This window comes from Citrobacter sp. RHB25-C09, assembly GCF_013836145.1.
Lineage (GTDB): Bacteria > Pseudomonadota > Gammaproteobacteria > Enterobacterales > Enterobacteriaceae > Citrobacter_A.
The window spans coordinates 1,196,112-1,218,543 of the sequence record NZ_CP057483.1 but is presented as its reverse complement, the minus strand read 5'-3'; the positions used below and the strand labels follow the sequence as shown (position 1 = coordinate 1,218,543).

Annotated in this window: 23 protein-coding genes and 1 other RNA gene; 13 read left to right on the top strand and 11 right to left on the bottom strand. The window is 51.8% G+C overall.

The window, feature by feature from the left end; all coding sequences use genetic code 11:
- Positions 1-129 precede the first annotated feature (129 nt).
- Positions 130-507, bottom strand: coding sequence for a DUF454 family protein (locus HVY19_RS05670; RefSeq protein ID WP_181683383.1), 378 nt, complete (start codon positions 505-507; stop codon positions 130-132).
- A 69-nt stretch (positions 508-576) separates the two neighbouring features.
- On the opposite strand from HVY19_RS05670, the gene priC reads away from it, so the two are divergent.
- From priC to HVY19_RS05655, 3 genes are all read left to right on the top strand, one after another.
- Positions 577-1,104, top strand: coding sequence for a primosomal replication protein N'' (priC, locus tag HVY19_RS05665; RefSeq protein ID WP_181683382.1), 528 nt, complete (start codon positions 577-579; stop codon positions 1,102-1,104).
- Positions 1,105-1,118: 14 nt separating this feature from the next.
- Entirely contained in the window at positions 1,119-1,286 is a 168-nt protein-coding gene (gene rsmS / locus HVY19_RS05660) for a pleiotropic regulatory protein RsmS (protein WP_181683381.1), read from the top strand.
- Between the two features lie 69 nt (positions 1,287-1,355).
- The gene (locus HVY19_RS05655) at positions 1,356-2,279 is read left to right on the top strand and encodes an Rpn family recombination-promoting nuclease/putative transposase (protein ID WP_181683380.1); all 924 of its coding nucleotides are present in this window, start codon (positions 1,356-1,358) and stop codon (positions 2,277-2,279) included.
- 36 nt (positions 2,280-2,315) lie between these two features.
- On the opposite strand, the gene mscK is transcribed toward HVY19_RS05655, so the two are convergent.
- Positions 2,316-5,678 carry a mechanosensitive channel MscK gene (mscK, locus tag HVY19_RS05650; RefSeq protein ID WP_181683379.1) on the bottom strand — a complete coding sequence of 1,121 codons (3,363 nt, stop codon included), beginning with the start codon at positions 5,676-5,678 and terminating at the stop codon, positions 2,316-2,318.
- A gap of 120 nt (positions 5,679-5,798) precedes the next feature.
- A complete protein-coding gene (gene acrR, locus HVY19_RS05645; protein ID WP_181683378.1) occupies positions 5,799-6,452 on the bottom strand; it encodes a multidrug efflux transporter transcriptional repressor AcrR in 654 nt (217 codons plus the stop codon).
- 141 nt (positions 6,453-6,593) lie between these two features.
- Here acrR and acrA point away from each other — a divergent pair, with 141 nt between their 5' ends.
- The 7 genes from acrA (at position 6,594) to HVY19_RS05610 (ending at position 15,133) form a co-directional block, all read left to right on the top strand.
- Positions 6,594-7,787 carry a multidrug efflux RND transporter periplasmic adaptor subunit AcrA gene (gene acrA, locus HVY19_RS05640; protein WP_181683377.1) on the top strand — a complete coding sequence of 398 codons (1,194 nt, stop codon included), beginning with the start codon at positions 6,594-6,596 and terminating at the stop codon, positions 7,785-7,787.
- A gap of 22 nt (positions 7,788-7,809) precedes the next feature.
- Positions 7,810-10,959, top strand: a complete 3,150-nt coding sequence (gene acrB / locus HVY19_RS05635; RefSeq protein ID WP_181683376.1) for an efflux RND transporter permease AcrB — start codon at positions 7,810-7,812, stop codon at positions 10,957-10,959.
- A gap of 500 nt (positions 10,960-11,459) precedes the next feature.
- A complete protein-coding gene (tomB, locus tag HVY19_RS05630) occupies positions 11,460-11,834 on the top strand; it encodes an Hha toxicity modulator TomB (RefSeq protein ID WP_181683375.1) in 375 nt (124 codons plus the stop codon).
- A 26-nt stretch (positions 11,835-11,860) separates the two neighbouring features.
- Positions 11,861-12,079: an HHA domain-containing protein gene (locus HVY19_RS05625; protein ID WP_155106458.1), complete on the top strand. Its 219-nt coding sequence runs from the start codon at positions 11,861-11,863 to the stop codon at positions 12,077-12,079.
- 189 nt (positions 12,080-12,268) lie between these two features.
- Positions 12,269-12,832 (top strand): maltose O-acetyltransferase, encoded by a 564-nt coding sequence (maa, locus tag HVY19_RS05620; protein ID WP_181683374.1) that lies wholly within the window; start codon positions 12,269-12,271, stop codon positions 12,830-12,832.
- A gap of 102 nt (positions 12,833-12,934) precedes the next feature.
- The gene (locus tag HVY19_RS05615) at positions 12,935-13,405 is read left to right on the top strand and encodes a YlaC family protein (protein ID WP_181683373.1); all 471 of its coding nucleotides are present in this window, start codon (positions 12,935-12,937) and stop codon (positions 13,403-13,405) included.
- Positions 13,406-13,582: 177 nt separating this feature from the next.
- Positions 13,583-15,133, top strand: a complete 1,551-nt coding sequence (locus HVY19_RS05610; RefSeq protein WP_181683372.1) for an EAL domain-containing protein — start codon at positions 13,583-13,585, stop codon at positions 15,131-15,133.
- 39 nt (positions 15,134-15,172) lie between these two features.
- Here the strand turns inward: HVY19_RS05610 and HVY19_RS05605 are convergent, their stop codons facing one another.
- Both HVY19_RS05605 and HVY19_RS05600 read right to left on the bottom strand, forming a co-directional pair.
- The gene (locus HVY19_RS05605; RefSeq protein WP_181683371.1) at positions 15,173-15,526 is read right to left on the bottom strand and encodes a DUF1428 family protein; all 354 of its coding nucleotides are present in this window, start codon (positions 15,524-15,526) and stop codon (positions 15,173-15,175) included.
- Between the two features lie 81 nt (positions 15,527-15,607).
- Positions 15,608-16,204 (bottom strand): hypothetical protein, encoded by a 597-nt coding sequence (locus HVY19_RS05600; RefSeq protein WP_181683370.1) that lies wholly within the window; start codon positions 16,202-16,204, stop codon positions 15,608-15,610.
- Between the two features lie 83 nt (positions 16,205-16,287).
- Here HVY19_RS05600 and HVY19_RS05595 point away from each other — a divergent pair, with 83 nt between their 5' ends.
- Positions 16,288-17,715 (top strand): PLP-dependent aminotransferase family protein, encoded by a 1,428-nt coding sequence (locus HVY19_RS05595; RefSeq protein ID WP_181683369.1) that lies wholly within the window; start codon positions 16,288-16,290, stop codon positions 17,713-17,715.
- Here the strand turns inward: HVY19_RS05595 and HVY19_RS05590 are convergent.
- The 3 genes from HVY19_RS05590 to ffs all read right to left on the bottom strand — a co-directional run bounded on the left by HVY19_RS05590 (position 17,712) and on the right by ffs (position 18,457).
- The gene (locus HVY19_RS05590) at positions 17,712-17,930 is read right to left on the bottom strand and encodes a hypothetical protein (protein WP_181683368.1); all 219 of its coding nucleotides are present in this window, start codon (positions 17,928-17,930) and stop codon (positions 17,712-17,714) included. The genes HVY19_RS05595 and HVY19_RS05590 overlap by 4 nt on opposite strands.
- Positions 17,927-18,178, bottom strand: a complete 252-nt coding sequence (locus tag HVY19_RS05585) for a hypothetical protein (RefSeq protein WP_181683367.1) — start codon at positions 18,176-18,178, stop codon at positions 17,927-17,929. The genes HVY19_RS05590 and HVY19_RS05585 overlap by 4 nt, the downstream gene beginning before the upstream one ends.
- A 182-nt stretch (positions 18,179-18,360) precedes the next feature.
- An RNA gene (ffs, locus tag HVY19_RS05580) (signal recognition particle sRNA small type) lies at positions 18,361-18,457 on the bottom strand.
- A 162-nt stretch (positions 18,458-18,619) separates the two neighbouring features.
- On the opposite strand from ffs, the gene HVY19_RS05575 reads away from it, so the two are divergent.
- Entirely contained in the window at positions 18,620-18,931 is a 312-nt protein-coding gene (locus tag HVY19_RS05575; protein ID WP_181683366.1) for an MGMT family protein, read from the top strand.
- 36 nt (positions 18,932-18,967) lie between these two features.
- Here the strand turns inward: HVY19_RS05575 and HVY19_RS05570 are convergent, their stop codons facing one another.
- Entirely contained in the window at positions 18,968-19,537 is a 570-nt protein-coding gene (locus tag HVY19_RS05570) for a YbaY family lipoprotein (protein WP_181683365.1), read from the bottom strand.
- Between the two features lie 212 nt (positions 19,538-19,749).
- Between HVY19_RS05570 and tesB the strand changes: the two genes are divergently transcribed.
- Entirely contained in the window at positions 19,750-20,610 is an 861-nt protein-coding gene (gene tesB, locus HVY19_RS05565; protein ID WP_181683364.1) for an acyl-CoA thioesterase II, read from the top strand.
- A gap of 86 nt (positions 20,611-20,696) precedes the next feature.
- Here the strand turns inward: tesB and amtB are convergent, their stop codons facing one another.
- Together amtB and glnK are read right to left on the bottom strand one after the other, a co-directional pair.
- Complete coding sequence (gene amtB / locus HVY19_RS05560) at positions 20,697-21,983, bottom strand: ammonium transporter AmtB (protein WP_181683363.1); 1,287 nt, start codon at positions 21,981-21,983, stop codon at positions 20,697-20,699.
- A gap of 34 nt (positions 21,984-22,017) precedes the next feature.
- Positions 22,018-22,356 carry a P-II family nitrogen regulator gene (gene glnK, locus HVY19_RS05555; protein WP_181683362.1) on the bottom strand — a complete coding sequence of 113 codons (339 nt, stop codon included), beginning with the start codon at positions 22,354-22,356 and terminating at the stop codon, positions 22,018-22,020.
- Between the last annotated feature and the right edge of the window lie 76 nt (positions 22,357-22,432).

Here is a 22,432-nt window from a genome sequence, read left to right as displayed (position 1 = left end):
ACTTCACGACACGCGCATGAAAATGGGGTCAAAGTTACATCTGTTTAACCTTTGACCAGGCGTGCCTGTGCTCGAAAACGGTCGAATTTACTGGCTACGGCCTGTAATTGCAACCGCGATTATTGTGCTTCAGTGCTTTTGTTGCTTTTCGTCAATCACGGGAATTCGCCACATAAATATCAGCAAACAGCTCAGAATAACTAACAGCAGGATCCGAACCCATATCATTGGCGTTAGCCACAAAGAGACGCCGAAGGTAATCAGAATCAGTATAATCGCGCGGGGCTTTGCGCCTCGCGGCATGGCCTTATATTTCTGCCAGAAGCGCAGATAGCTGCCAAACCACGAACGATACAGCAACCACGCGTGAAAACGCGGCGATGAACGGGCAAAACACCAGGCAGCCAGCAGGATAAAAGGCGTTGTGGGCAACAGGGGCAATACGACGCCCAGTGTCCCGAGGACGACCGCCAGCCAGCCCGTGATGATCAGAAGGATTCGTTGCATAATAAAGGCATGTCGCAAACCAGAACGCTACTTTAGCATAACAGTTATCATTTTCATCGGAGTGTTACATTGAAAACCGCCGCGCTGCTACAAAAGCTGGAACAACAACTCGCTCTTCTGCGCCAACGCTGCGCACCGGTAGCGCAGCATGCGACAATCAGTCCCCGTTTCGATCGCCACCTTTTTCAGACGCGCAGCACGTTGCTTCAGGATTGTCTGAAAGAAGCGGAAAACCATCTTCACGCACTACGTCTGGCTGTGGAACAGCAACAGCTGCCGCAGGTTGCCTGGCTGGCGGAGCATCTGGCGTCGCAGTTAGAAGCCATCGCCCGTGAAACTGCCAGTTGGTCCCTCAGAGAGTGGGACAGAGCCTCGCCGGGCATTGCGCACTGGCAGCGCAGGCGCATTCAACACCAGGAGTTTGAACGCCGTCTGCTGGAAATGACCGATGAGCGCCGGGCACGGCTTGCCCAGACCACTAGTCTGACTGAGCAACAGACGCTACGCCGCGAAGTTGAGATGTATGAAGGCCGCCTGGCGCGGTGTCGTCACGCGCTCGACAATATCGAACGCATTCTTGCACGATTAACCCGCTAATCACCGGAGAATCTATGTCCCTTGAAAACGCCCCGGATGAGGTCAAACTGGCCGTCGATTTAATTGCACTGCTGGAAGAGAATCAACTTCCTGCCCGAACCGTGCTACGTGCGCTCGAGATTGTTATGCGCGATTATGAAAACAAATTAAAAAGTGCGGAAAACGCTTCGCAAAGTGAGTGATTGCCGTCTGGTGGGTTGTCATGGTGGATGGCAAATTCGCCGCCACACCCTGCAACCAACGGATGGATCATGGAACGACTTCCCACTTCACCACACGATGCGGTTTTCAGAAATATGCTGGCGCAGAAAACCGTGGCCCGCGATTTTCTGCAGATTCACCTCCCCAATAACTTCCTCGAAATTTGCAATCTGGATTCCTTAAAACTGGAATCCGGAAGTTTTGTCGAAGAAAACTTGCGCAATCGCTACTCTGATATTCTCTATTCTTTAGAGACAAAGCAGGGACCCGGATACGTATACGCGCTGATTGAACATCAAAGCTCTACCGATAAATTCATGGCGTTCCGGTTGATGCGCTACGCCATTGCCGCCATGCAGCGGCACCTGGATGCCGGACATAAAACCTTGCCGCTTGTCGTCCCCATCCTCTTTTATCAGGGAACAAATACCCCCTGGCCTTATAGCCTCAACTGGCAAAATTTGTTTAGTGAACCAGAGATGGCAAAAGCGCTGTACAACAGCGAATTTCCGCTGGTGGACCTGACGGTAATACCGGATAATCAAATTTTGCAGCATCAACGAATTGCGATGCTGGAACTCCTGCAAAAGCATATTCGCCAACGCGATCTGAGCGAATTACTGGATCAATTAATTACCTTGTTAACTCAACAAAGCCTGACCGATCCGCAACTCGACGTGTTGATAAACTATATGGTCAAAGCAGGGAGCACCTCAGACCCCGGTGCGCTGATCCGCCAACTGGCCGAAAGTGCGCCTCAGTATAAGGAACAACTGATGACGATTGCCGAATGGCTGGAAGAAAAAGGACGAACTGAAGGTATAGCGTTGGGCATAAAGCAGGGACTAGAGGTCGGTGAAGCTAAAAGCCGCCAGGCCATCGCGCGCAAAATGCTGGACGATGGAATGGAAAACGCCGTCATTTCCCGTCTTACCGGGCTGACAGCCGAAGAACTCGCCACGCTGTCACACTGATACCGAAAGGGGCGACATTACGCCGCCCCTGTTCGTTTATCCTACCGCAGGCGTTGGATCATCGCCTTTAATCTCGCGTTTCACTTCCGTTACCTCATCACCCTTCTCGTTGTGCAGATGCACTTCAAGCTGGTTAAAGGCAATGTCGATATCATTTTCGCGGCACAGACGATCGATGGCACGGTTCAGTTCATCCACCGTATGGCTGCGATCGCGCAGTTCACGCACGTACAAACGCAGTTCGTGATCCAGGGTGCTGGCGCCGAAGGTGGTAAAGAAAACCGCCGGTTCCGGATCGTGCATCACCTTTGGATGTTCCATCGCAGCCTGTAGTAGTACTTTCTTCACTTTCTCCAGATCCGAGCCGTAGGCCACGCCAATGCGGATCACCAGACGCGTGGTGGTATCTGACAACGACCAGTTGATCAACCGCTCAGTGACGAACGCCTTGTTCGGAATGATCACCTCTTTGCGATCGAAATCGGTAATTGTTGTCGCACGAATACGGATCTTACTGACGGTCCCAGAGTAGGTTCCAATGGTCACCGTATCGCCAATCCGCACCGGGCGTTCGAACAGAATAATCAGGCCGGAGACAAAGTTTCCGAAGATCTCCTGTAAACCAAAGCCCAGACCTACCGATAACGCCGCCGCCAGCCATTGCAATTTGTCCCACGACACGCCCAGCGAGCCGAAGACTGTCATCGCGCCAACGGCAATAATGATGTAATTGAGGATGGTGGTAATGGCATACGATGCCCCCTGGCGCATCTTCAACCTGGATAATACCAGCACTTCGAGCAGACCCGGCAGGTTGCGGATTAGCGCCCACGCCACCATGGAGGCGATAATGGCAAACAGCAGGCTGCCCATTGTGACGTTTTTCACTACGGCGGCACCCGCTTCGGTACCGTTGTAGTGCCAGAGCGTAATGCTGTCGAGATAGCTGAACACGGTGATCAGATCAGACCATATCGCCCAGAACATCACAGCAAACAGAGACACCATCAACAGCATGGTAATACGCAGCGTTTGTTGGTTGACCTGCTCCAGAGCAATGGTAGGTTCTTCCTGTGGTTCTGCCCCTTCGGCGCCCTCTTTTACCAGATTCTGTCGACGCGCCAGCGCACGACGCCAGGCAATACGCCGTGCCGCCACGCTTAACCCACGCAGCACCGTCTGGTAAAGCAGATTCCAGATGATGACCAGATAGACCGTCTCAATCCAGCGTCCCGCCAGACGCAGGGTGGTATAGAAATAGCCGGTTGCCGTCAGCACCATCAGGGCAATGGGAATAATAGACAGCACCGTGATTGTCACCAGGCGCAGGCCGTGCGACTCTTTATCACGCCAGCTTTCGCGGCACATTGGCCACACCAGAAAAGCAATGAGCAGCAGGTTGAAGAAAATAACCACTTGCCCCAGCACATCATCCATCAGATGAAGCGGAGAGAGTTCAGCCACCACGGACCAGAAATGCAGCGGTAGCAGCGCGAGGCTCACGCGCACAATCTGGCGACGCCAATGGCTTGTCAGTTGCGCAGGCATGCCGAAGTGACGCACCGCGACACCTTCTTTTTCGAGCACCTTCCAGCAGAGACCAAAGACCAGCCAGAAAATAGCCAGTTTCTTACTAAAGGCCCACAGCAGATCACTGATATTGAGCTGCATCGTCAGCAGGATCAGCCCAACAGCAAGGATCAGCAGGCACGCTGGCAAGGCGCGAATGAGATCAATGAGAATCGCTTTCGGCGTATTCAATTGACTGTCGTTACGTAACGAACCGACGGCCGAGGCCAGTTTTTGCTGATACGCTTTCAGCCATTGCAGACGCCAGCGAATCAGTCCGGCAATTAACAGCAGCGGTAACCCGGCCAGAAAAGCAATAAATACCGCAGGCCAGGCTTTCTCCCAGTTGACGGTAATTTTCATCGCCTTGAACTGATCTTTAAGCGTTTGTGGGAACGCTTTGATCCAGTCCCAGTCCATTGGACGGTTACTGTTCACCCAAAAGATTTGCTGCGTCAGGATTTCTTTCAGGTTTTTCGACACGCTCATTAACTGCTGCTGATTAATTTGCAGGTTAATCGCCATCATCAGTTGATTCCCCAGTTGCTTATTCAACTGGTCCAACAGTTCCCGGCGCATATCGACCACCTGGAGCAGCGCATCATGTACTTCCGGATTAACTTCGCTGGCATGCCCTTCTTCCAGTTTGGCGACGAAGGCATCGTTCTGGAATAGCGCGTCACGCTGCTGGTTTACTTCGAACTGCTCCAGACGCAGATCCGCAATACGGTTGGTCATATCAGAGAGTTCATCGGCTGACGGTAGCGTTTGTTGCTGCTGGTACAAAATACGCGACAGCAGCAGACTGCCTTTGAGCACCGCGATCTGCTCTTTGATATTTCGTTCTGACTGTAATGCACGATCAAGCCAGTTCTTGACCCTGATATTTTGCTGCATCAACGAGTTGCCATGCTCGGTCGCGGTAATCAAACGCTGGCTAAGCTGATGGTTTATTTCAAGCTCTTGTTTCACCAATGGGTTGGCCTGAATGCGCGCCGTTTCGTCGGGAGACATCGCCTCCTGCGCGGTCTTTTCAGTCAAGGTCAGACGTTTGCTGTTAACCGCCTCCTGCAACAGTTGCAGTTGGTGCTCAACCCGGTTGCTGTTTGCGGTCACGTAGTCGCGCTGTTTTTGCAGGGTATCCTGCAAAACCGTATTACCTTCAAGGCTCTTACGCTGTTGATCAATTTGCGCATTCAGTAACGCTTGCTCCGCCTGTAAAAGCACCTGCTGCGTGGGACGCAATGCGCCTTCGCCAACGTTGGTCCCGTCCAGCCGGTTACGAATTTGCTGAAGCTGCTGGGAGGCGGTGTACATTGCATTTTGTACACGTTCAGGCTGGGTTTGCAGTGCCACCAACTGGCTATTGTAGGTCGCGAGATCGTTCTGGGCGTTCTGGAGATCGTCCAGCGCCTGCGCAACGCGTTGTTCTAACTGACGTAATGATAGCGAGCTCAGCGTCTTACGCGTTTCTTCATCATTGTCGACATCGCTTAGCGCATTCAGAGCGGCTGACGCCTGGCGCATTTTCTCAGGCGCTTGTGCGACCTTCTGACGTAACTGAACCGTCTCATCTTTTACCCGGTCGATTTTCTCCAGCGTGGAGAGAGTATCAATGAGATCTTGCTGAACCAGTTTATCCTGCGCAGAAAGGTCTTTTTGCTTATTGAGCGCGTCTAGTTGGCTTTGCACATCGGCTTTCGACGGCAGATCGCCGCTCGTCGTCGCGCGGGCAAGCGCTCCCGACTGACAGGAAAGCATAAGGATGAATACCGTCAACGCGATCAGAACGAGATGCTGTGAACGTTTGTAGAACTGCAACATAGTCATGTGAATGAAGGCTTCTGAATCGAAAAGATGACCGAAAATAGTCAACGCGCAAGAATATCACGGCTATGCCAGCCAGAATAGCGGCAGCGAAATCGACCAGGATAATTCCTGGAGTCAGCCTCAGGATTTTTGTTCTGCTGACGCCGCCTGCAGCGTCGGACAAAACATCAGCATTTCCAGCAGAATGGCGACGTAATGTTGCGCTTCTTTTTTCAAATCAAAGGATTGAGGGGCAAAAAGCCAGTTTTCCATTATGCCAGAAATAGAGGCACGCATAATGACCGCAGCACGTCGCGTCAAAAGGCTTTCCGGAAGCATTTTTGCGTTAATACAATGAGTTAGCGTTTGCTCGATACGGTCATAACTTTCCAGACAGATGTTTTTCTGCGCCTCTTGCACGATGGCCATTTCCCCCACAAATTCACATTTGTGGAATATAATTTCCATCAATAAACGTCGACGCTCCTCCGTCACGGTTGATTCAAGAAGATGTATTAGTATTTCTCTTAAAACAGATAGTGGATCGTCAGGGAATTTTGCTTGATACTCAGTCTCTAGCTCACCAATATTGGATTCTGAAAGCTCCCAGATCTCACTAAATAAATCCGACTTGTTTTTGAAATGCCAATAGATTGCACCGCGTGTCACGCCAGCGGCTTTTGCAATCTCCGCAAGCGAGGTGGACGAAACCCCTTGTTGCGAGAACAGGCGTAGAGCCACATCCAGAATGTGTTGCCGTGTTTCCTGCGCTTGTTGTTTGGTTTTTCGTGCCATAGGTCGGTGAATTTACAGGCGTTAGATTTACATACATTTGTGAATGTATGTACCATAGCACGACGATAATATAAACGCAGCAATGGGTTTGTGTACTTTTGACCATTGAACAATTTGAAATCGGACACTCGAGGTTTACATATGAACAAAAACAGAGGGTTTACGCCTCTGGCGGTCGTTCTGATGCTCTCAGGCAGCTTAGCGCTAACAGGATGTGACGACAAACAGGCCCAACAAGGGGGCCCGCAGATGCCAGAAGTTGGGGTTGTGACGCTCAAAACCGAACCTCTTCAAATTACCACTGAACTCCCAGGCCGCACGAGTGCTTTCCGTATTGCGGAAGTTCGCCCCCAGGTAAGCGGTATTATCCTCAAGCGCAACTTCAAAGAAGGTAGCGATATCGATGCCGGTGTCTCTCTGTATCAGATTGATCCCGCGACATATCAAGCCGCTTATGAAAGCGCTAAAGGTGACCTGGCGAAAGCTCAGGCCGCTGCGAGTATCGCTCAGGTTACGGTCAATCGTTATCAAAAACTGCTGGGTACGCAGTACATCAGCAAGCAGGATTACGATCAGGCGCTGGCCGATGCTCAACAGGCAAATGCAGCAGTGATCGCAGCGAAAGCCGCTGTTGAAACCGCCCGCATTAACCTCGCGTATACCAAAGTGACATCACCCATTAGTGGTCGTATTGGCAAATCAGCCGTGACGGAAGGTGCGCTGGTACAAAACGGTCAGGCGACTGCGCTGGCAACTGTACAGCAACTGGATCCTATCTATGTGGATGTGACTCAGTCGAGCAACGATTTCCTGCGTCTGAAGCAGGAACTGGCGAACGGAACGCTGAAGCAGGAAAACGGTAAGGCGAAAGTCTCGCTGGTGACCAGCGACGGTATCAAGTTCCCGCAGGACGGTACGCTTGAGTTCTCTGACGTCACCGTTGACCAGACGACCGGATCCATTACGTTGCGTGCCATCTTCCCTAACCCGGATCATACGTTGCTGCCGGGCATGTTTGTCCGTGCTCGCCTGGAAGAAGGGACCAACCCCACCGCTCTGCTGGTGCCACAACAGGGGGTTACGCGTACGCCGCGGGGTGATGCAACCGTGCTGGTCGTCGGCGCTGACGATAAAGTGGAAACCCGTCCGATCGTTGCAAGCCAGGCGATTGGCGACAAATGGCTGGTCACGAGCGGCCTGAAGGCCGGCGATCGCGTCATTATTAGTGGGCTGCAGAAAGTGCGTCCTGGTGCGCAGGTGAAAGCACAAGAGATTACCGCAGATAACAAGCAACAAGCCGCCAGCGGTAACCAGCCTGAGCAGTCTAAGTCTTAACTTAAACAGGAGCCGTTAAGACATGCCTAATTTCTTTATCGATCGCCCAATATTCGCGTGGGTGATCGCAATAATCATTATGTTGGCAGGGGGGCTTGCGATCCTCAAACTGCCGGTCGCGCAATATCCAACGATTGCGCCGCCGGCCGTGACGATCTCTGCTGTCTACCCCGGTGCTGACGCCAAAACGGTGCAGGACACTGTTACACAGGTTATCGAACAGAATATGAACGGTATCGATAACCTGATGTACATGTCGTCAAACAGTGACTCCACGGGTTCCGTGCAGATCACCCTGACCTTCGAATCTGGCACCGATGCGGACATTGCGCAGGTACAGGTGCAGAACAAACTGCAACTGGCGATGCCGCTGCTGCCGCAGGAAGTCCAACAGCAAGGTGTGAGCGTCGAGAAATCTTCCAGTAGCTTCCTGATGGTTGTCGGCGTCATCAACACCGACGGCACCATGACGCAGGAAGATATTTCCGACTATGTTGCTGCTAACATGAAGGACGCCATCAGCCGTACCTCTGGTGTGGGTGACGTTCAGCTGTTTGGTTCGCAATATGCTATGCGTATCTGGATGGACCCGACTGAGCTCAATAAATATCAACTGACGCCAGTCGATGTCATTACTGCGATCAAGGCTCAGAACGCCCAGGTCGCAGCCGGTCAATTAGGGGGTACGCCGCCGGTGAAGGGCCAGCAGCTTAATGCCTCTATCATTGCGCAAACCCGTCTGACATCCACCGATGAGTTCGGCAAAATTCTGCTGAAAGTGAATCAGGATGGTTCTCAGGTGCGCCTGCGCGACGTGTCGAAGATTGAACTGGGGGGTGAAAACTATGACATCATCGCTAAGTTCAACGGAAAACCGGCTTCCGGGCTGGGGATCAAACTGGCTACGGGGGCAAACGCCCTGGATACCGCCGCAGCGATTCGTGCTGAACTGGTAAAAATGGAGCCGTTCTTCCCGTCAGGTTTGAAAATCGTTTATCCGTATGACACCACGCCGTTCGTGAAAATCTCCATTCACGAAGTGGTTAAAACGCTGGTAGAAGCGATCATACTCGTATTCCTGGTCATGTATCTGTTCTTGCAGAACTTCCGCGCGACGTTGATTCCGACGATTGCGGTGCCAGTCGTACTGCTGGGGACATTTGCGGTACTTGCGGCTTTCGGCTTCTCGATAAACACCCTGACGATGTTCGGGATGGTGCTCGCCATCGGTCTATTGGTGGATGACGCCATCGTGGTGGTCGAGAACGTCGAGCGCGTGATGTCCGAGGAAGGATTACCGCCGAAAGAAGCGACGCGTAAATCCATGGGCCAGATTCAGGGCGCGCTGGTCGGTATCGCGATGGTCCTGTCGGCGGTATTTATTCCGATGGCCTTCTTTGGCGGTTCTACCGGGGCTATTTACCGTCAGTTCTCCATCACCATTGTTTCCGCAATGGCGCTGTCGGTGCTGGTCGCATTGATCCTGACCCCTGCACTTTGTGCAACCATGCTTAAACCTATTGCCAAAGGCGATCACGGTGAAGGCAAAAAAGGATTCTTCGGCTGGTTTAACCGGATGTTCGATAAGAGCACGCACCATTACACCGACAGCGTAGGTAATATTCTGCGCAGCACCGGTCGTTATCTGCTGCTGTATTTGATCATCGTGGTTGGCATGGCCTTCCTGTTCGTGCGTCTGCCAAGCTCCTTCTTGCCAGATGAGGACCAGGGGGTATTCCTGAGCATGGCACAGTTGCCTGCGGGTGCGACCCAGGAACGTACGCAGAAAGTGCTTGATGAGATGACTGATTATTATCTCACCAAAGAGAAAAACAACGTTGAATCGGTCTTTGCGGTTAACGGCTTTGGTTTTGCGGGTCGTGGACAGAATACCGGTATTGCGTTTGTGTCGCTGAAAGACTGGGCTGACCGTCCGGGGGATGAGAATAAAGTCGACGCGATTACCGGTCGCGCAATGGCCTATTTCTCGCAGATCAAAGACGCAATGGTATTCGCCTTTAACCTGCCTGCGATTGTCGAACTCGGTACAGCAACTGGTTTTGACTTTGAGCTGATTGACCAGGCGGGCCTGGGCCATGAAAAACTCACTCAGGCGCGTAACCAACTGTTAGGTGAAGTGGCAAAACATCCGGACCTGTTGGTCGGCGTACGTCCGAACGGTCTGGAAGACACGCCACAGTTCAAAATTAATATCGACCAGGAAAAAGCACAGGCGCTGGGCGTTTCCATTAGCGATATTAATACCACACTGGGTGCGGCGTGGGGCGGAAGCTACGTGAACGACTTTATCGACCGTGGTCGCGTGAAGAAAGTTTACGTCATGTCCGAAGCCAAATACCGTATGTTGCCGGATGATATTGGCGACTGGTACGTGCGCAGCAGCGATGGTCAGATGGTGCCATTCTCCGCATTTTCCTCTTCACGCTGGGAATACGGTTCACCGCGCCTGGAACGCTATAACGGTCTGCCTTCAATGGAAATTTTAGGCCAGGCGGCGCCAGGTAAAAGTACGGGTGAGGCAATGGCTCTGATGGAGCAACTGGCCAGCAAACTGCCTTCGGGCGTGGGCTATGACTGGACGGGGATGTCCTATCAGGAACGTCTGTCCGGCAACCAGGCCCCTGCCCTGTATGCCATCTCGTTGATTGTCGTCTTCTTGTGTCTGGCGGCGCTGTATGAGAGTTGGTCGATTCCGTTCTCCGTTATGCTGGTCGTTCCACTCGGGGTTATCGGTGCGCTGTTAGCCGCGACATTCCGCGGATTAACCAACGACGTTTACTTCCAGGTGGGCCTGCTTACAACCATTGGCCTGTCGGCGAAGAACGCGATATTGATCGTCGAATTCGCCAAAGATCTGATGGATAAAGAAGGCAAAGGTCTGATTGAAGCGACGCTGGAAGCGGTACGTATGCGTTTGCGCCCCATTCTGATGACGTCCCTGGCGTTTATTCTGGGTGTAATGCCGCTGGTTATTAGCTCCGGCGCGGGCTCTGGCGCACAGAACGCGGTAGGTACTGGCGTTATGGGTGGGATGGTGACAGCTACCGTGCTGGCTATCTTCTTCGTTCCGGTCTTCTTTGTGGTGGTTCGCCGTCGCTTTAGTCGGAAAAATGAGGATCTTGAGCACAGTCATTCCGTCGAAAACCACTGATGCTCTTTCATAAAAGGCCGCGCAAGCGGCCTTTTTTTCGTTCTAAACCATCGAAAAACCTTAATTGTTACTCTCTTTACTTTTAGCGGAAGAAATAAAAGATATAGCCCCTAACATTCTGGAGGCTATTCTTAACCGCACTAGCAAATTCTTATTTTTTCCTTAATAATTCATTCTTAAGAGAAATCTCAGGAAAACGGATGCCTTGTTTTTACTCCGGCGACATGCGAGGTAGGGTGAGAAGTCGATAAGCCAATGAATTACAAAATAATCACGGAATTATCCCATTCCGGACTCGACAGAACGCATGCTATAATGTGAGTTACAATTGTCGCACCTAATTTAAATTAATTGTAATTTTTCGTAATATGGCAATGAAATCTTTTTTAGAGTAGATTATAGTTAAATCGTCAGGCGTAGAGGGTAAGTTCAAGGTCTGTTAGTTGCACACCATCCCGTAAGGTGTACGGTTAGTTCAACCACGAAGAAGGGGATGCGTTATGGATGAATACTCACCCAAGAGATATGATATCGCGCAGCTTAAATTTCTCTGTGAGACGCTATATCATGACTGTCTTGCCAATCTTGAAGAAAGTCATCATGGCTGGGTTAACGACCCAACCTCGGCAATCAACCTGCAACTCAACGAACTGATAGAGCATATTGCGACCTTCGCACTTAATTATAAAATTAAGTATAATGAGGACAATAAGCTGATTGAACAGATTGATGAATATCTGGACGACACTTTTATGTTGTTCAGTAGTTATGGCATTAATGCGCAGGATCTGCAGAAATGGCGTAAGTCGGGAAATCGCTTGTTTCGCTGTTTCGTGAATGCCACCAGGGCTAATCCTGTTAGTTTGTCTTGTTAAAATTATTACAATCATAGGTAAGATGTATGTCTGATAAACCATTAACCAAAACTGATTATTTGATGCGTTTGCGACGCTGTCAGTCAATTGATACACTGGAGCGCGTAATTGAGAAAAATAAATATGAATTATCTGACAATGAATTGGCGGTATTTTACTCAGCAGCAGATCATCGACTCGCAGAATTGACCATGAATAAGCTTTACGACAAGATCCCCTCCTCCGTGTGGAAATTCATTCGTTAATTTGTTAATTAATTTATCAGATAATACGAATAATACGAATGATGACTTGAGAGGGTTTATTGGTCTTTGCGTTAAATTTCAAAAATACCTTTGTGATTGCGTTCACATAACTCATCAGGGAACGTTCCCTGTTCGGTGCCGTCCCTTTACTGTAGTACCCGGAAAGTAAACCGGTTATGAGCGCAAAAAATGAGTGCAGAAAAACAGAAGATGATTGCGGGCGAATACTATCGCCCGTCAGATGATACATTACGCCATGACCGCTTACAGGCTCGTCGGCTTATCCATCGTTACAACCAGACCGCACCGGATGAAAAAGCCGAACGGCTGGCGATTCTGACGTCGCTTCTGGGCCGCTGTAACAATGCCTATATCGAACCCACTTTCCGCTGTGACTACGGTTACAACATCTTTCTTGGTAAAGATTTTTACGCCAACTTCGACTGCGTAATGCTGGACGTCTGCCCTATTTATATTGGTGATAACTGTATGCTGGCACCGGGCGTCCACATCTATACCGCAACGCATCCACTCGATGCGACTGAACGTAACAGCGGTAAGGAATTCGGCAAATCCGTCACGATAGGCAATAACGTATGGCTGGGCGGCCGGGCAGTCATTAACCCCGGCGTTACGATTGGTGACAATGTTGTCGTGGCATCCGGCGCGGTGGTGACGAAAAACGTCCCCGCCAACGTGGTGGTTGGCGGTAACCCTGCGCGCATCATAAAAACCCTTGATACTAAACTGTAACTGTTATGCTAAATTGTGGTTAATCTGTTACTTTTTTCGCGACCAGCGGCCTATTAAACTAGGCCGTTCTCCTGAAAATAGCGAAAATCATAAAGGCAAAAGATGACTGAAATACAGCGCCTGCTCACTGAAACGATCGACGAGCTCAATGTGCGTGAGAAACGCGATAACAGGCCGCGCTTTAGTATCAGTTTCATTCGCAAGCACCCTGGTCTGTTTATAGGCATGTATGTCGCGTGGTTTGCCACCCTGGCCGTGATGCTGCAATCGGAAACGCTGGTCGATTCTGTCTGGCTACTGGTGGTGTTATTTGTATTGTTGAATGGCTTTTTCTTTTTTGATGTTGCCCCGCGCTATCGCTATGAAGATATTGACGTGCTGGACTTCAGAGTTTGCTATAACGGGGAATGGTATAACACGCGTTATGTCCCACCTGAATTAATCAACACAATTCTTCACTCCCCGCACGTGGACGATGGACATAAAACACAATTACAGAAGATGATTGCCCGTAAAGGCGACCTGTCGTTTTATGATATTTTCACCCTTGCACGTGCCGAGGCTCATCAGTAGCCACAGGCCAATGCGTACCGGTTTCCGGTACGCCTGCCGTTCATTGCCCTTTCCTGATTGATACCCTTTGTTTTATAATTCTCGGGGAAAATAATTCTCGAATTAACGGTATAATTTACAGGTCTTTTTTGCCGATCGGATATACTTTCCTTACTTTGTGCTAATTAGGATATCTTCGTGCGAACGCGACATCTTGTAAGCCTCGTGACAGGCGTACTTATCCTTTCCGTACTGGTTCCCGTAGGCCTGAGCATATGGATCGCACACCTCCAGGTTGAGAAAAAATTCCTTGAAGAACTGGACTCATATTCACTACGCGTTTCAGAACGAACAACTCGCGTTGTCGAACAAGCAAAATTTGCACTTCAGCAAATAGAAGCGGTTAAAAGTCTCCCCTGCTCCCGTGAGCATCTGCTCGCTATGCGGCGTATTTCCTACAGCTACCGCTACGTTCAGGAAGTGGTCTATCTGGAAAACAACATCCCTCGCTGTTCTTCGCTGGAACAGAACAGCAGCACAGGTCAACTCCCTCCGCCGATGAGGATTACCAATGACGGATACCGGGCATGGTATACTGCACAAAATGATTTAGGCATTAAGCGTTACATGGCAGCGCTGGGTACCGAGCATTATATCGTGATGATTGATCCCGCATCCTTTATCGACGTTGTGCCTTTTGGCTCGTGGCCTATCGATGTGGCTATTATTGGAACGACGCATAATAACGTTATTGCCAGCAGTCGCGCGCTCGCCCCGAACGTTCTGCAATTTAGTCAGGAAACAACGCCTCGCCATCTGGAAAGCCATGGCATCATCTACGAAATACGCCCTTTTCCGGACATGGGGATCTCCATTGTCAGTTGGTCTTCGACCCTACCGCTGGAAAAAATCTGGTATCGCCAGGCGTTTATCTGGGTCCCTTTCGGTATCATCATCGGCTTGCTGGCTGCCGCCTTTATTCTGCGCATTCTGCGCCGCCTACAGTCTCCGCATCATCGCTTACAGGATGCGATTAACAACCGGGAGATTAAGGTTCATTACCAGCCCATCATTTCATTAACCACCGGGAAAATCGTCGGAGCCGAAGCATTAGCGCGCTGGCCGCAAACTGACGGCAGTTATCTTTCTCCGGAAATATTTATTACTCTTGCCGCACAGACGGGCCTGACGGAACCCCTTACACGTTTAATTGTTGAAACCGTATTTGAAGATATGGCCAAATGGTTGCGGCAGTTTCCTGAACAGCATATCTCCATCAACGTTGAGTCCGCTGATTTACTCTCGGACAAATTCCCTCTGCTGTTAAATAAGTTACTTAACCGCCATCAGATCCCTCCTCAGCAGATCGCGCTCGAATTAACAGAGCGTGAGTTTGCCGACCCCGCAACCAGTTCACCGATTATCGCCCGTTATCGACAGGCAGGTCATGCTATTTATATTGATGATTTTGGTACCGGCTATTCGAGCCTCAGCTACCTCCAGAATCTGGATGTCGACATTCTGAAAATCGACAAATCATTTGTGGATGCGCTGGAATTTAAAAATGTCACACCCCATATCATCGAAATGGCAAAAACACTGAAGCTAGAAATGGTCGCGGAAGGTATCGAAACGGCAGATCAGGAAAACTGGCTACGTCAACATGGTGTCCAGTATGGTCAGGGTTGGCTGTACAGTAAAGCGCTGCCAAAAGAGGCGTTTATTCTGTGGGCGGAGAAACGACTGTAAAGTGTAAATGGCTGGCGGCACGCCGCACAGCCAGGCATGTTATTCGTCGATAATTGATGAGAACCCGCCATAAATCATGCGCTTGCCATCAAAGGGCATGGATTCACCAAATTCTTTCATGCGCGGATCGGACATCATCTTCTGATTCGCCGCATCGCGCACCTCTTTCGACGGGTATTCAATCCAGCTGAACACCACTTCTTCATGCTCCTCGGCTTTTACCGCCATGCGAAAATCGGTGACTTTGCCGTCTGGCACGTCGTCGGCCCAACATTCAACAATGCGTAGCGCACCAAATTCCTTAAATAGCGGTGCGGCTTTGGCCGCCATCGCCTTATACGCCTCCTTGTTTTCGGCAGGTACGGCTACCACAAAACCATCAACATACTTCATGAGAAAAACCTCCGAAGTCCACTGCGCGGAAGGAGGATTCCAGCCGCGTCAGTCGAGATCAAGTTTAGCCTCATCTGGTCACTATGCCGCCTGAATCCGGGAACGAGGTTGGTAGCGAAACCACGGCAGACAGAGCTGAATCAACGGGCCAATGGCCAGGGCATACAGTACTGTCCCCACACCGAGCGTGCCGCCGAGCAGCCAACCGCTCAATAGGACGGTCACCTCGATAGCGGTACGAATGGTGCGTACCGACCACCCTGTTCGCGCATGGATCCCGGTCATCAGGCCATCTCGTGGACCCGCGCCGAAACCTGCGCCAATATACATGCTGGTGGCCAGGGCGTTTACGATCACCGCCATCACCAGTATCACGCTACGAACCCCCAGCGACGACAGTTCCGGTATCACCATCAACGCAGCGTCGGCGGCAAGCCCTATCACGATCACATTACTCAGCGTGCCTAATCCCGGTCGCTGACGCAGCGGGATCCACAGGAGCAATACCAGAGCGCCCACCAAAATCATCACCACACCGATCTGCATCGACAGCAACTTCGCGAGTCCCAGATGGAACACATTCCACGGGTCGGCACCTAAATCGGCGCGCACAAACATCGCGGTTGATACCCCGTACAGCACCAGCCCAAAGTAGAGTTGCACCAGACGACGCCCCATATTCCACCTCCCCATTAAGATGGCTTCATCTTCTGCGCAATTGGCACTATGATTAATGACCAGTTTCTAAAAAGTGGACTGATATGTCGTCACGTCGTCACGGAAGCCAGTCTCTCCAGCGTCTGCTTGGACACTGGCAAGAGAGCTTCTCCAGAACGCCACTCTGGCGGCAACTGGCAGAAGCCCTGCGTCTGCTTATCCTCGACGGTCGTCTGGCGCTCGACACACGCCTTCCCGGTGAGCGAGAACTGGCAACCGTACTTACCATCAGTCGAACCACGGTCGCCAGCGCGCTGGCCCAACTGCGTGAAGAAGGTTATCTGGAAAGCCGCCACGGTAGCGGCTCGCGAGTCATTCTCCCCTCTCACATCCGCGAAGTCCCCACGCGGACTGGCTCTACGCTAACGGTAGATCTTTCTACCGCGGCGCTCAGTGCAGGTCCCGAAATACATCAGGCTTATCAACAGGCGCTCTGCGCGATGCCGCAGCATCTGCTGACTTCGGGTTATCTACCGCAGGGGATTTACTCGTTACGGGAATCTATCGCGCGTCATTACTGCGAGCGCGGGTTGCCGACGCGAGCAGATGAGGTGATGGTGGTGAACGGTGCGGTAAGTGGCCTGGCGCTGATCTTACGTTTACTGACCGGTCCCGGCGATCGCGTGGTGGTGGATCACCCAACCTATCCGCTGGCTATCGCCGCGATTCAGGGGGCTTCGTGCCGCCCCATTGGCGTCTCGCTTCCCGAAGAGGGTTGGGACACCGACGGACTGGCGGCAACCATCGCCCAAACAGCACCCAGACTGGCCTACCTGATGCCGGATTTTCATAATCCCACCGGACGTTGTATGGACAATGCTACCCGGCAAGTGGTGGCGGATATTGCCGCCCGCACGCGAACGACGCTGGTGATCGACGAGACGATGGTCAACCTCTGGTACGATGCGCCACCCCCTCCGCCCCTTGCGGCCTATCATCGTGATGCGCCGATCATTATGTTAGGTTCAGCGGGAAAGAGTTTCTGGGGCGGATTGCGTCTGGGCTGGGTGCGCGCGCCTGCCCGTACTATTGCCGCACTGGTGCAAATGCGCGATACCTTCGATCTCGGTTCGCCTGTTCTCGAACAGCTCGCCACGGAGTGGCTGCTGGATAATGCGCATACCTTTTTGCCCCAGCGCAGGCAACTCCTCGCCGGACGTCGCGCGTTATGTCAGACATTAATGCGTACGCATTTTCCCGAATGGCGCTTTCAGCAGCCTCAGGGGGGATTATCGTTTTGGGTGGAATTGCCGGATACGCTGGCGACAATTTTTGCCGCTCGCGCCGAAAGCGTGGGTATTCAACTGGGGACTGGCACGCGTTTTGGACTCGCGGGCGCGTTTGATCGGTTCTTGCGTATGCCCTTTGCCCTGCCGGAAGAGGCTATGCGCTCAGCGTTTCACTCGTTACAGCCCATCTGGGAGACGCTGAGCCTGCATTCTGGTAGCGGTAAAACGCGTAAGATTGTTTAAAGCTGACGCGGCACCGGGAAACTTTTCAGGGAAATAACAAAATTATCGCCTTCTTTCTTTATTTTGGCTCCAGCATCACACCAGTCTGAAGCAATACGAAAGAATTCGTCGCTGCCGACATTCCAGCATAAACGAACATGTTTAACGTAGCCTGACCGTAACAATTCACAGGCTTCGCCATAATTAGTGGCGACGGAGAGGGGTTGCTGTTTCATTTTTTCTTCTTGAGTATTTTGCGCAGCGCTTTGATTTCTTTAGGAGTGAGAGGGTCAACCGGCGATTCTTCCGTATGTTGACTATCAATATCCCCTGCACACACTCCCGCCTCAACTGCTGTTTCAAATGCGCAATGCAGCAGCTTCTGTGTCGTAATACTTAAATTCTCATTATTTACTTCAGCGTAATGACGCAGTTTCTCTTTTAATGTCTCATCGATTTTAACGTTCAGAACCGCAGTAGCCATGGTAAGAATCCTTTTAAACAGGAAAAAACACGACGTAGCTGACATCAACATCACCACGACGTGAAAAGAGAGATGAGTAACCTTTAACTTCCCAATAACACTGTGTCAGCAAAATATGACAAAAAAATGACTTATTTATGGCAAATGGAAAAAATGAGAGGGGACGTAGAAATGGGTGGGGGCCCTGCCAGCTACATCCCGGCACACGCGTCATCTGCCTTGGCTGCTTCCTTCCGGACCTGACCTGGTAAACAGAGTAGCGTTGCGGGAGAACCAACAGAGCCCCCATTGAGAGCGTTGTTAACCAACGCGCAGGCGCATTATCACTGCTGCCCCCTGTAATTGCAAGCCATCGCACGCTGGATGCTGGTTTCTTGTACAATGTAACTTCACGCGCGCGCTATTCCAGATTATGCTGAAGGATTAGCTCAGGAATACACCATGGACAGACAAGACACTTTCCCGCAGCGCGTCTGGCAAATTGTTGCCTCTATTCCGGAAGGATTCGTCACCACGTATGGTGATGTCGCGAGTCTCGCGGGTTCTCCCCGTGCGGCCCGCCAGGTTGGCGGCGTGCTTAAACGCTTACCGGAGGGCAGTACTCTGCCCTGGCATCGGGTGGTGAATCGCCACGGCGCCATTTCCTTAACCGGCCCCGATCTCCAGCGCCAGCGTCAGGCATTATTAGCTGAAGGGGTACAGGTTTCAGGCAGTGGATACATCGATTTGCAGCGCTATCGCTGGAATTATTGATTTAACCCTCCCCTGACGGAGAGGGTTAATGGACCTTTAGTACTGCGTAGGTGCTGGAATAGCCGAGGATGGTATGACCTGCGTGGGCGAGGTTGAAGGCACGGTTGTTGCTGCCCCACCGCTTGCCTGCACAGGAACCGCTGTCTGCTGGACAGGAACCAGTGTCAGATCGGCTTTTGTGCCGCCCTGGTTAATGACCGGTTGAACGGTATCAGTGATAAAGACCAACTGGTCATTAATTGTCACTGCCGCACTCAACAGGATACGGGCGTTTGGCTGAACGTCAGCCGGGTTAAACGGCAGCACGAAGCTGAACGGAGCTTGTTTACCCTCGGTACGAACCGCTTTTTGTGCCAGAACCTTCGACGGCGCGTCGGCCAGCGAGGCGTCTGACAACGTCACGGTCAGGACAGCATCGGGTGGCAATGCCACTTTCTGCCGGATCCATACCGTACCTGAGACATTAGGTTGCTGAATCGTAGGCTGTGTAGCCGCAACAGACGTATTTGGGTTTGGCGCAGGTGTCTGAATATCTGCGCTTTTATCAGCGCAGGCTGCCAGAGCAACCGCAACCGCTAAACCACTCACGATGTGCACGAGTTTCATTTAATTCTCCTTATCATCAATGCACCAGCAGGTTTTCCCCCCGCCGGGATAGTGGTTAACAAAAACATAACGTGATTAAGTGTGGCACACATCACTAATATTTGCCTGCAATTGGCCTGTTATTCAGACAATTGCACCCATCGGACCACTTACAAAATTGCGTTATACTCTGCCTATCTCGCTTCGGCGTCGTTGTAACCTGGAGAGCATGTATGAGTCAGGCACTGAATAAATTGCTGACATTGTTGAATCTGGAAAAAATAGAGGAAGGACTCTTTCGGGGCCAAAGTGAAGACTTAGGATTACGACAAGTGTTTGGTGGACAGGTTGTCGGTCAGGCGCTGTATGCGGCCAAAGAGACGGTTGCCACAGAGCGCCTGGTGCACTCCTTCCACAGCTATTTTTTACGCCCGGGCGATAGCCAGAAGCCGATTATTTATGATGTCGAAGTGCTGCGTGACGGTAACAGTTTCAGTGCCAGGCGCGTTGCTGCCATACAGAATGGGAAGCCCATTTTTTACATGACCGCATCGTTCCAGGCCCCCGAAGGCGGCTTCGAGCATCAAAAAACCATGCCAGCCGCGCCATCACCCGAGGGATTGCGTTCAGAAACGGAGATAGCGCAGTCGCTGGCGCACCTGCTGCCGCCGGTGTTAAAAGACAAATTTCTTTGCGACCGTCCGCTGGAAATACGCCCAGTGGAGTTTCATAACCCCTTAAAAGGACACGTCGCGGAACCGGCGCGTCAGGTGTGGATCCGCGCCAACGGTACGCTGCCGGACGATCTCCGCGTTCATCAGTATCTGCTGGGATATGCTTCGGATCTCAATTTCCTGCCCGTTGCCCTGCAACCGCATGGAATTGGTTTCCTTGAAAAAGGGATTCAGATCGCCACCATTGACCACTCGATGTGGTTCCACCGGCCGTTCAATCTGAATGAATGGCTGCTGTACAGTGTGGAAAGCACCTCTGCTTCCAGCGCCCGAGGCTTTGTACGCGGTGAACTTTATACGCAGGAAGGGGTTCTGGTCGCTTCGACGGTTCAGGAAGGGGTGATGCGTAATCACAACTAAGTAAATGCCGGATGGCGGCTTCGCCTTATCCGGCCTACAAGTCCAGGCGTAAGCCCGGTAAGCAATGCGCCACCGGGCAATTTTTATTATGCGTTATAGGCATTCTCGCCGTGGCTGTTCACATCCAGCCCTTCGCGCTCCTGCTCTTCCGGGACGCGCAGCCCAACCGTCAGGTCTGCCAGCTTATAGCCGATAAACGCGACGACACCGGACCAGACGATAGTGACAGCAATGCTCTCCAGTTGTACCAGAACCTGATGCCCCATCGTCACGCCTTCGGCAAAGCCCACACCACCCAGCGCACCCGAGGCAAACACGCCGGTCAGAATACAACCGACAATCCCGCAGACGCCGTGAACGCCGAACACATCACACGGATCGTCAACGCGCAGCAGGCGTTTGAGCATCGTTACGCCCCACAGACCGGCCAGTCCGGCAGCCACGCCAATGATTAACGCACCGCCTACGCCGATGTATCCACAGGCAGGCGTGACGCCAACCAGACCGGCAATCGCGCCAGAACACGCCCCCAGCAGAGAGGGTTTACCGCGCAGCGCCCATTCGCCAAAGATCCAACCGAGAATAGCCGCTGCCGTCGCCACGACCGTATTCACAAACGCCAGTGCGGCAATTTCGCTCGCGGCCCCCGCCGACCCGGCGTTAAAGCCGAACCAGCCGATGTACAGAATGGCGGTTCCGGTAAACACCATCGGCAGGTTATGCGGTTTAAACGCTTCTTTGCCAAAGCCCACGCGTTTACCGATCAGGTATGCCCCAACCAGCCCTGCTATCGCTGCGTTAATATGCACAACGGTGCCACCGGCGAAGTCCAGTGCGCCGTGCGAGGCCAGCAGACCGCCACCCCATACCATATGCGCGATGGGAATGTAGGAGAGCGTCAGCCAGACCACCACAAAGATCAGCACGGCGGAGAAGCGTATACGTTCAGCCAGCGCCCCTACTATCAGGCCGACGGTGATACAGGCAAACGATCCCTGGAAAGCGACGTGAATATACTGGTAGATACTGCCCATCACGGCGGTTAACTCAATGTTCTTGAGCATCACCCAGTTGAAATTGCCGAAGAAGCTGTTCCCTTCACCAAACGCCAGTGAATAGCCGAAGACGACCCACATAATACACACCAGCGCGAAAGTCACCGTCACCTGGGTCAACATCGACAACACGTTCTTACTGCGGATCAATCCGCCATAGAACAGTGCGATGCCCGGAATGGTCATAAACAGCACCAGCGCGGTACAAATCATCATAAAGCCGTTATCTGCTTTGTCGGCAACCGCCGGCGCAGCCATTGCGAAACCTGGCAACAGCATTAGCGAAGCAAGGCCTGTTTTCATCGTTGCTATCTTCATTTTGTCGTTTTCCCGTTACTGTGTGCCCTGAGCATTACAGCGCCGCTTCGTCAGCTTCGCCGGTACGAATACGAATGACGCGTTGTAGCTCGGCGACAAAAATTTTGCCGTCGCCAATTTTTCCTGTGTAAGCCGACTTGCTAATAACCTCGATCACGTCATCGAGCTGATCGTCGGCAATCGCGACATCTATCTTCACTTTTGGCAGGAAGTTAACGCTGTATTCTGCCCCCCGATAGAGCTCGGCATGACCTTTCTGACGCCCGAACCCTTTCACTTCGGTCACGGTCAGCCCCTGAATACCAATAGAAGAGAGCGCTTCGCGAACATCTTCCAGTTTGAATGGTTTGATTACCACGGTAACCAGCTTCATATATCCCCTCCAGTCAGAATTCAGTAATGGCGCATCTACACGATTACGTCATTGCAAGGGGTGTGCCAGAAATGAA

Bases quoted from the DNA above. Each gene is read 5' to 3' on its own strand.
- HVY19_RS05670 (WP_181683383.1), bottom strand. From the start codon at position 507: ATGCAACGAATCCTTCTGATCATCACGGGCTGGCTGGCGGTCGTCCTC.
- rsmS (WP_181683381.1), top strand. From the start codon at position 1,119: ATGTCCCTTGAAAACGCCCCGGATGAGGTCAAACTGGCCGTCGATTTA.
- HVY19_RS05655 (WP_181683380.1), top strand. From the start codon at position 1,356: ATGGAACGACTTCCCACTTCACCACACGATGCGGTTTTCAGAAATATG.
- mscK (WP_181683379.1), bottom strand. From the start codon at position 5,678: ATGACTATGTTGCAGTTCTACAAACGTTCACAGCATCTCGTTCTGATC.
- acrR (WP_181683378.1), bottom strand. From the start codon at position 6,452: ATGGCACGAAAAACCAAACAACAAGCGCAGGAAACACGGCAACACATT.
- acrA (WP_181683377.1), top strand. From the start codon at position 6,594: ATGAACAAAAACAGAGGGTTTACGCCTCTGGCGGTCGTTCTGATGCTC.
- acrB (WP_181683376.1), top strand. From the start codon at position 7,810: ATGCCTAATTTCTTTATCGATCGCCCAATATTCGCGTGGGTGATCGCA.
- tomB (WP_181683375.1), top strand. From the start codon at position 11,460: ATGGATGAATACTCACCCAAGAGATATGATATCGCGCAGCTTAAATTT.
- HVY19_RS05625 (WP_155106458.1), top strand. From the start codon at position 11,861: ATGTCTGATAAACCATTAACCAAAACTGATTATTTGATGCGTTTGCGA.
- maa (WP_181683374.1), top strand. From the start codon at position 12,269: ATGAGTGCAGAAAAACAGAAGATGATTGCGGGCGAATACTATCGCCCG.
- HVY19_RS05615 (WP_181683373.1), top strand. From the start codon at position 12,935: ATGACTGAAATACAGCGCCTGCTCACTGAAACGATCGACGAGCTCAAT.
- HVY19_RS05605 (WP_181683371.1), bottom strand. From the start codon at position 15,526: ATGAAGTATGTTGATGGTTTTGTGGTAGCCGTACCTGCCGAAAACAAG.
- HVY19_RS05600 (WP_181683370.1), bottom strand. From the start codon at position 16,204: ATGGGGCGTCGTCTGGTGCAACTCTACTTTGGGCTGGTGCTGTACGGG.
- HVY19_RS05595 (WP_181683369.1), top strand. From the start codon at position 16,288: ATGTCGTCACGTCGTCACGGAAGCCAGTCTCTCCAGCGTCTGCTTGGA.
- HVY19_RS05590 (WP_181683368.1), bottom strand. From the start codon at position 17,930: ATGAAACAGCAACCCCTCTCCGTCGCCACTAATTATGGCGAAGCCTGT.
- HVY19_RS05585 (WP_181683367.1), bottom strand. From the start codon at position 18,178: ATGGCTACTGCGGTTCTGAACGTTAAAATCGATGAGACATTAAAAGAG.
- HVY19_RS05575 (WP_181683366.1), top strand. From the start codon at position 18,620: ATGGACAGACAAGACACTTTCCCGCAGCGCGTCTGGCAAATTGTTGCC.
- HVY19_RS05570 (WP_181683365.1), bottom strand. From the start codon at position 19,537: ATGAAACTCGTGCACATCGTGAGTGGTTTAGCGGTTGCGGTTGCTCTG.
- tesB (WP_181683364.1), top strand. From the start codon at position 19,750: ATGAGTCAGGCACTGAATAAATTGCTGACATTGTTGAATCTGGAAAAA.
- amtB (WP_181683363.1), bottom strand. From the start codon at position 21,983: ATGAAGATAGCAACGATGAAAACAGGCCTTGCTTCGCTAATGCTGTTG.
- glnK (WP_181683362.1), bottom strand. From the start codon at position 22,356: ATGAAGCTGGTTACCGTGGTAATCAAACCATTCAAACTGGAAGATGTT.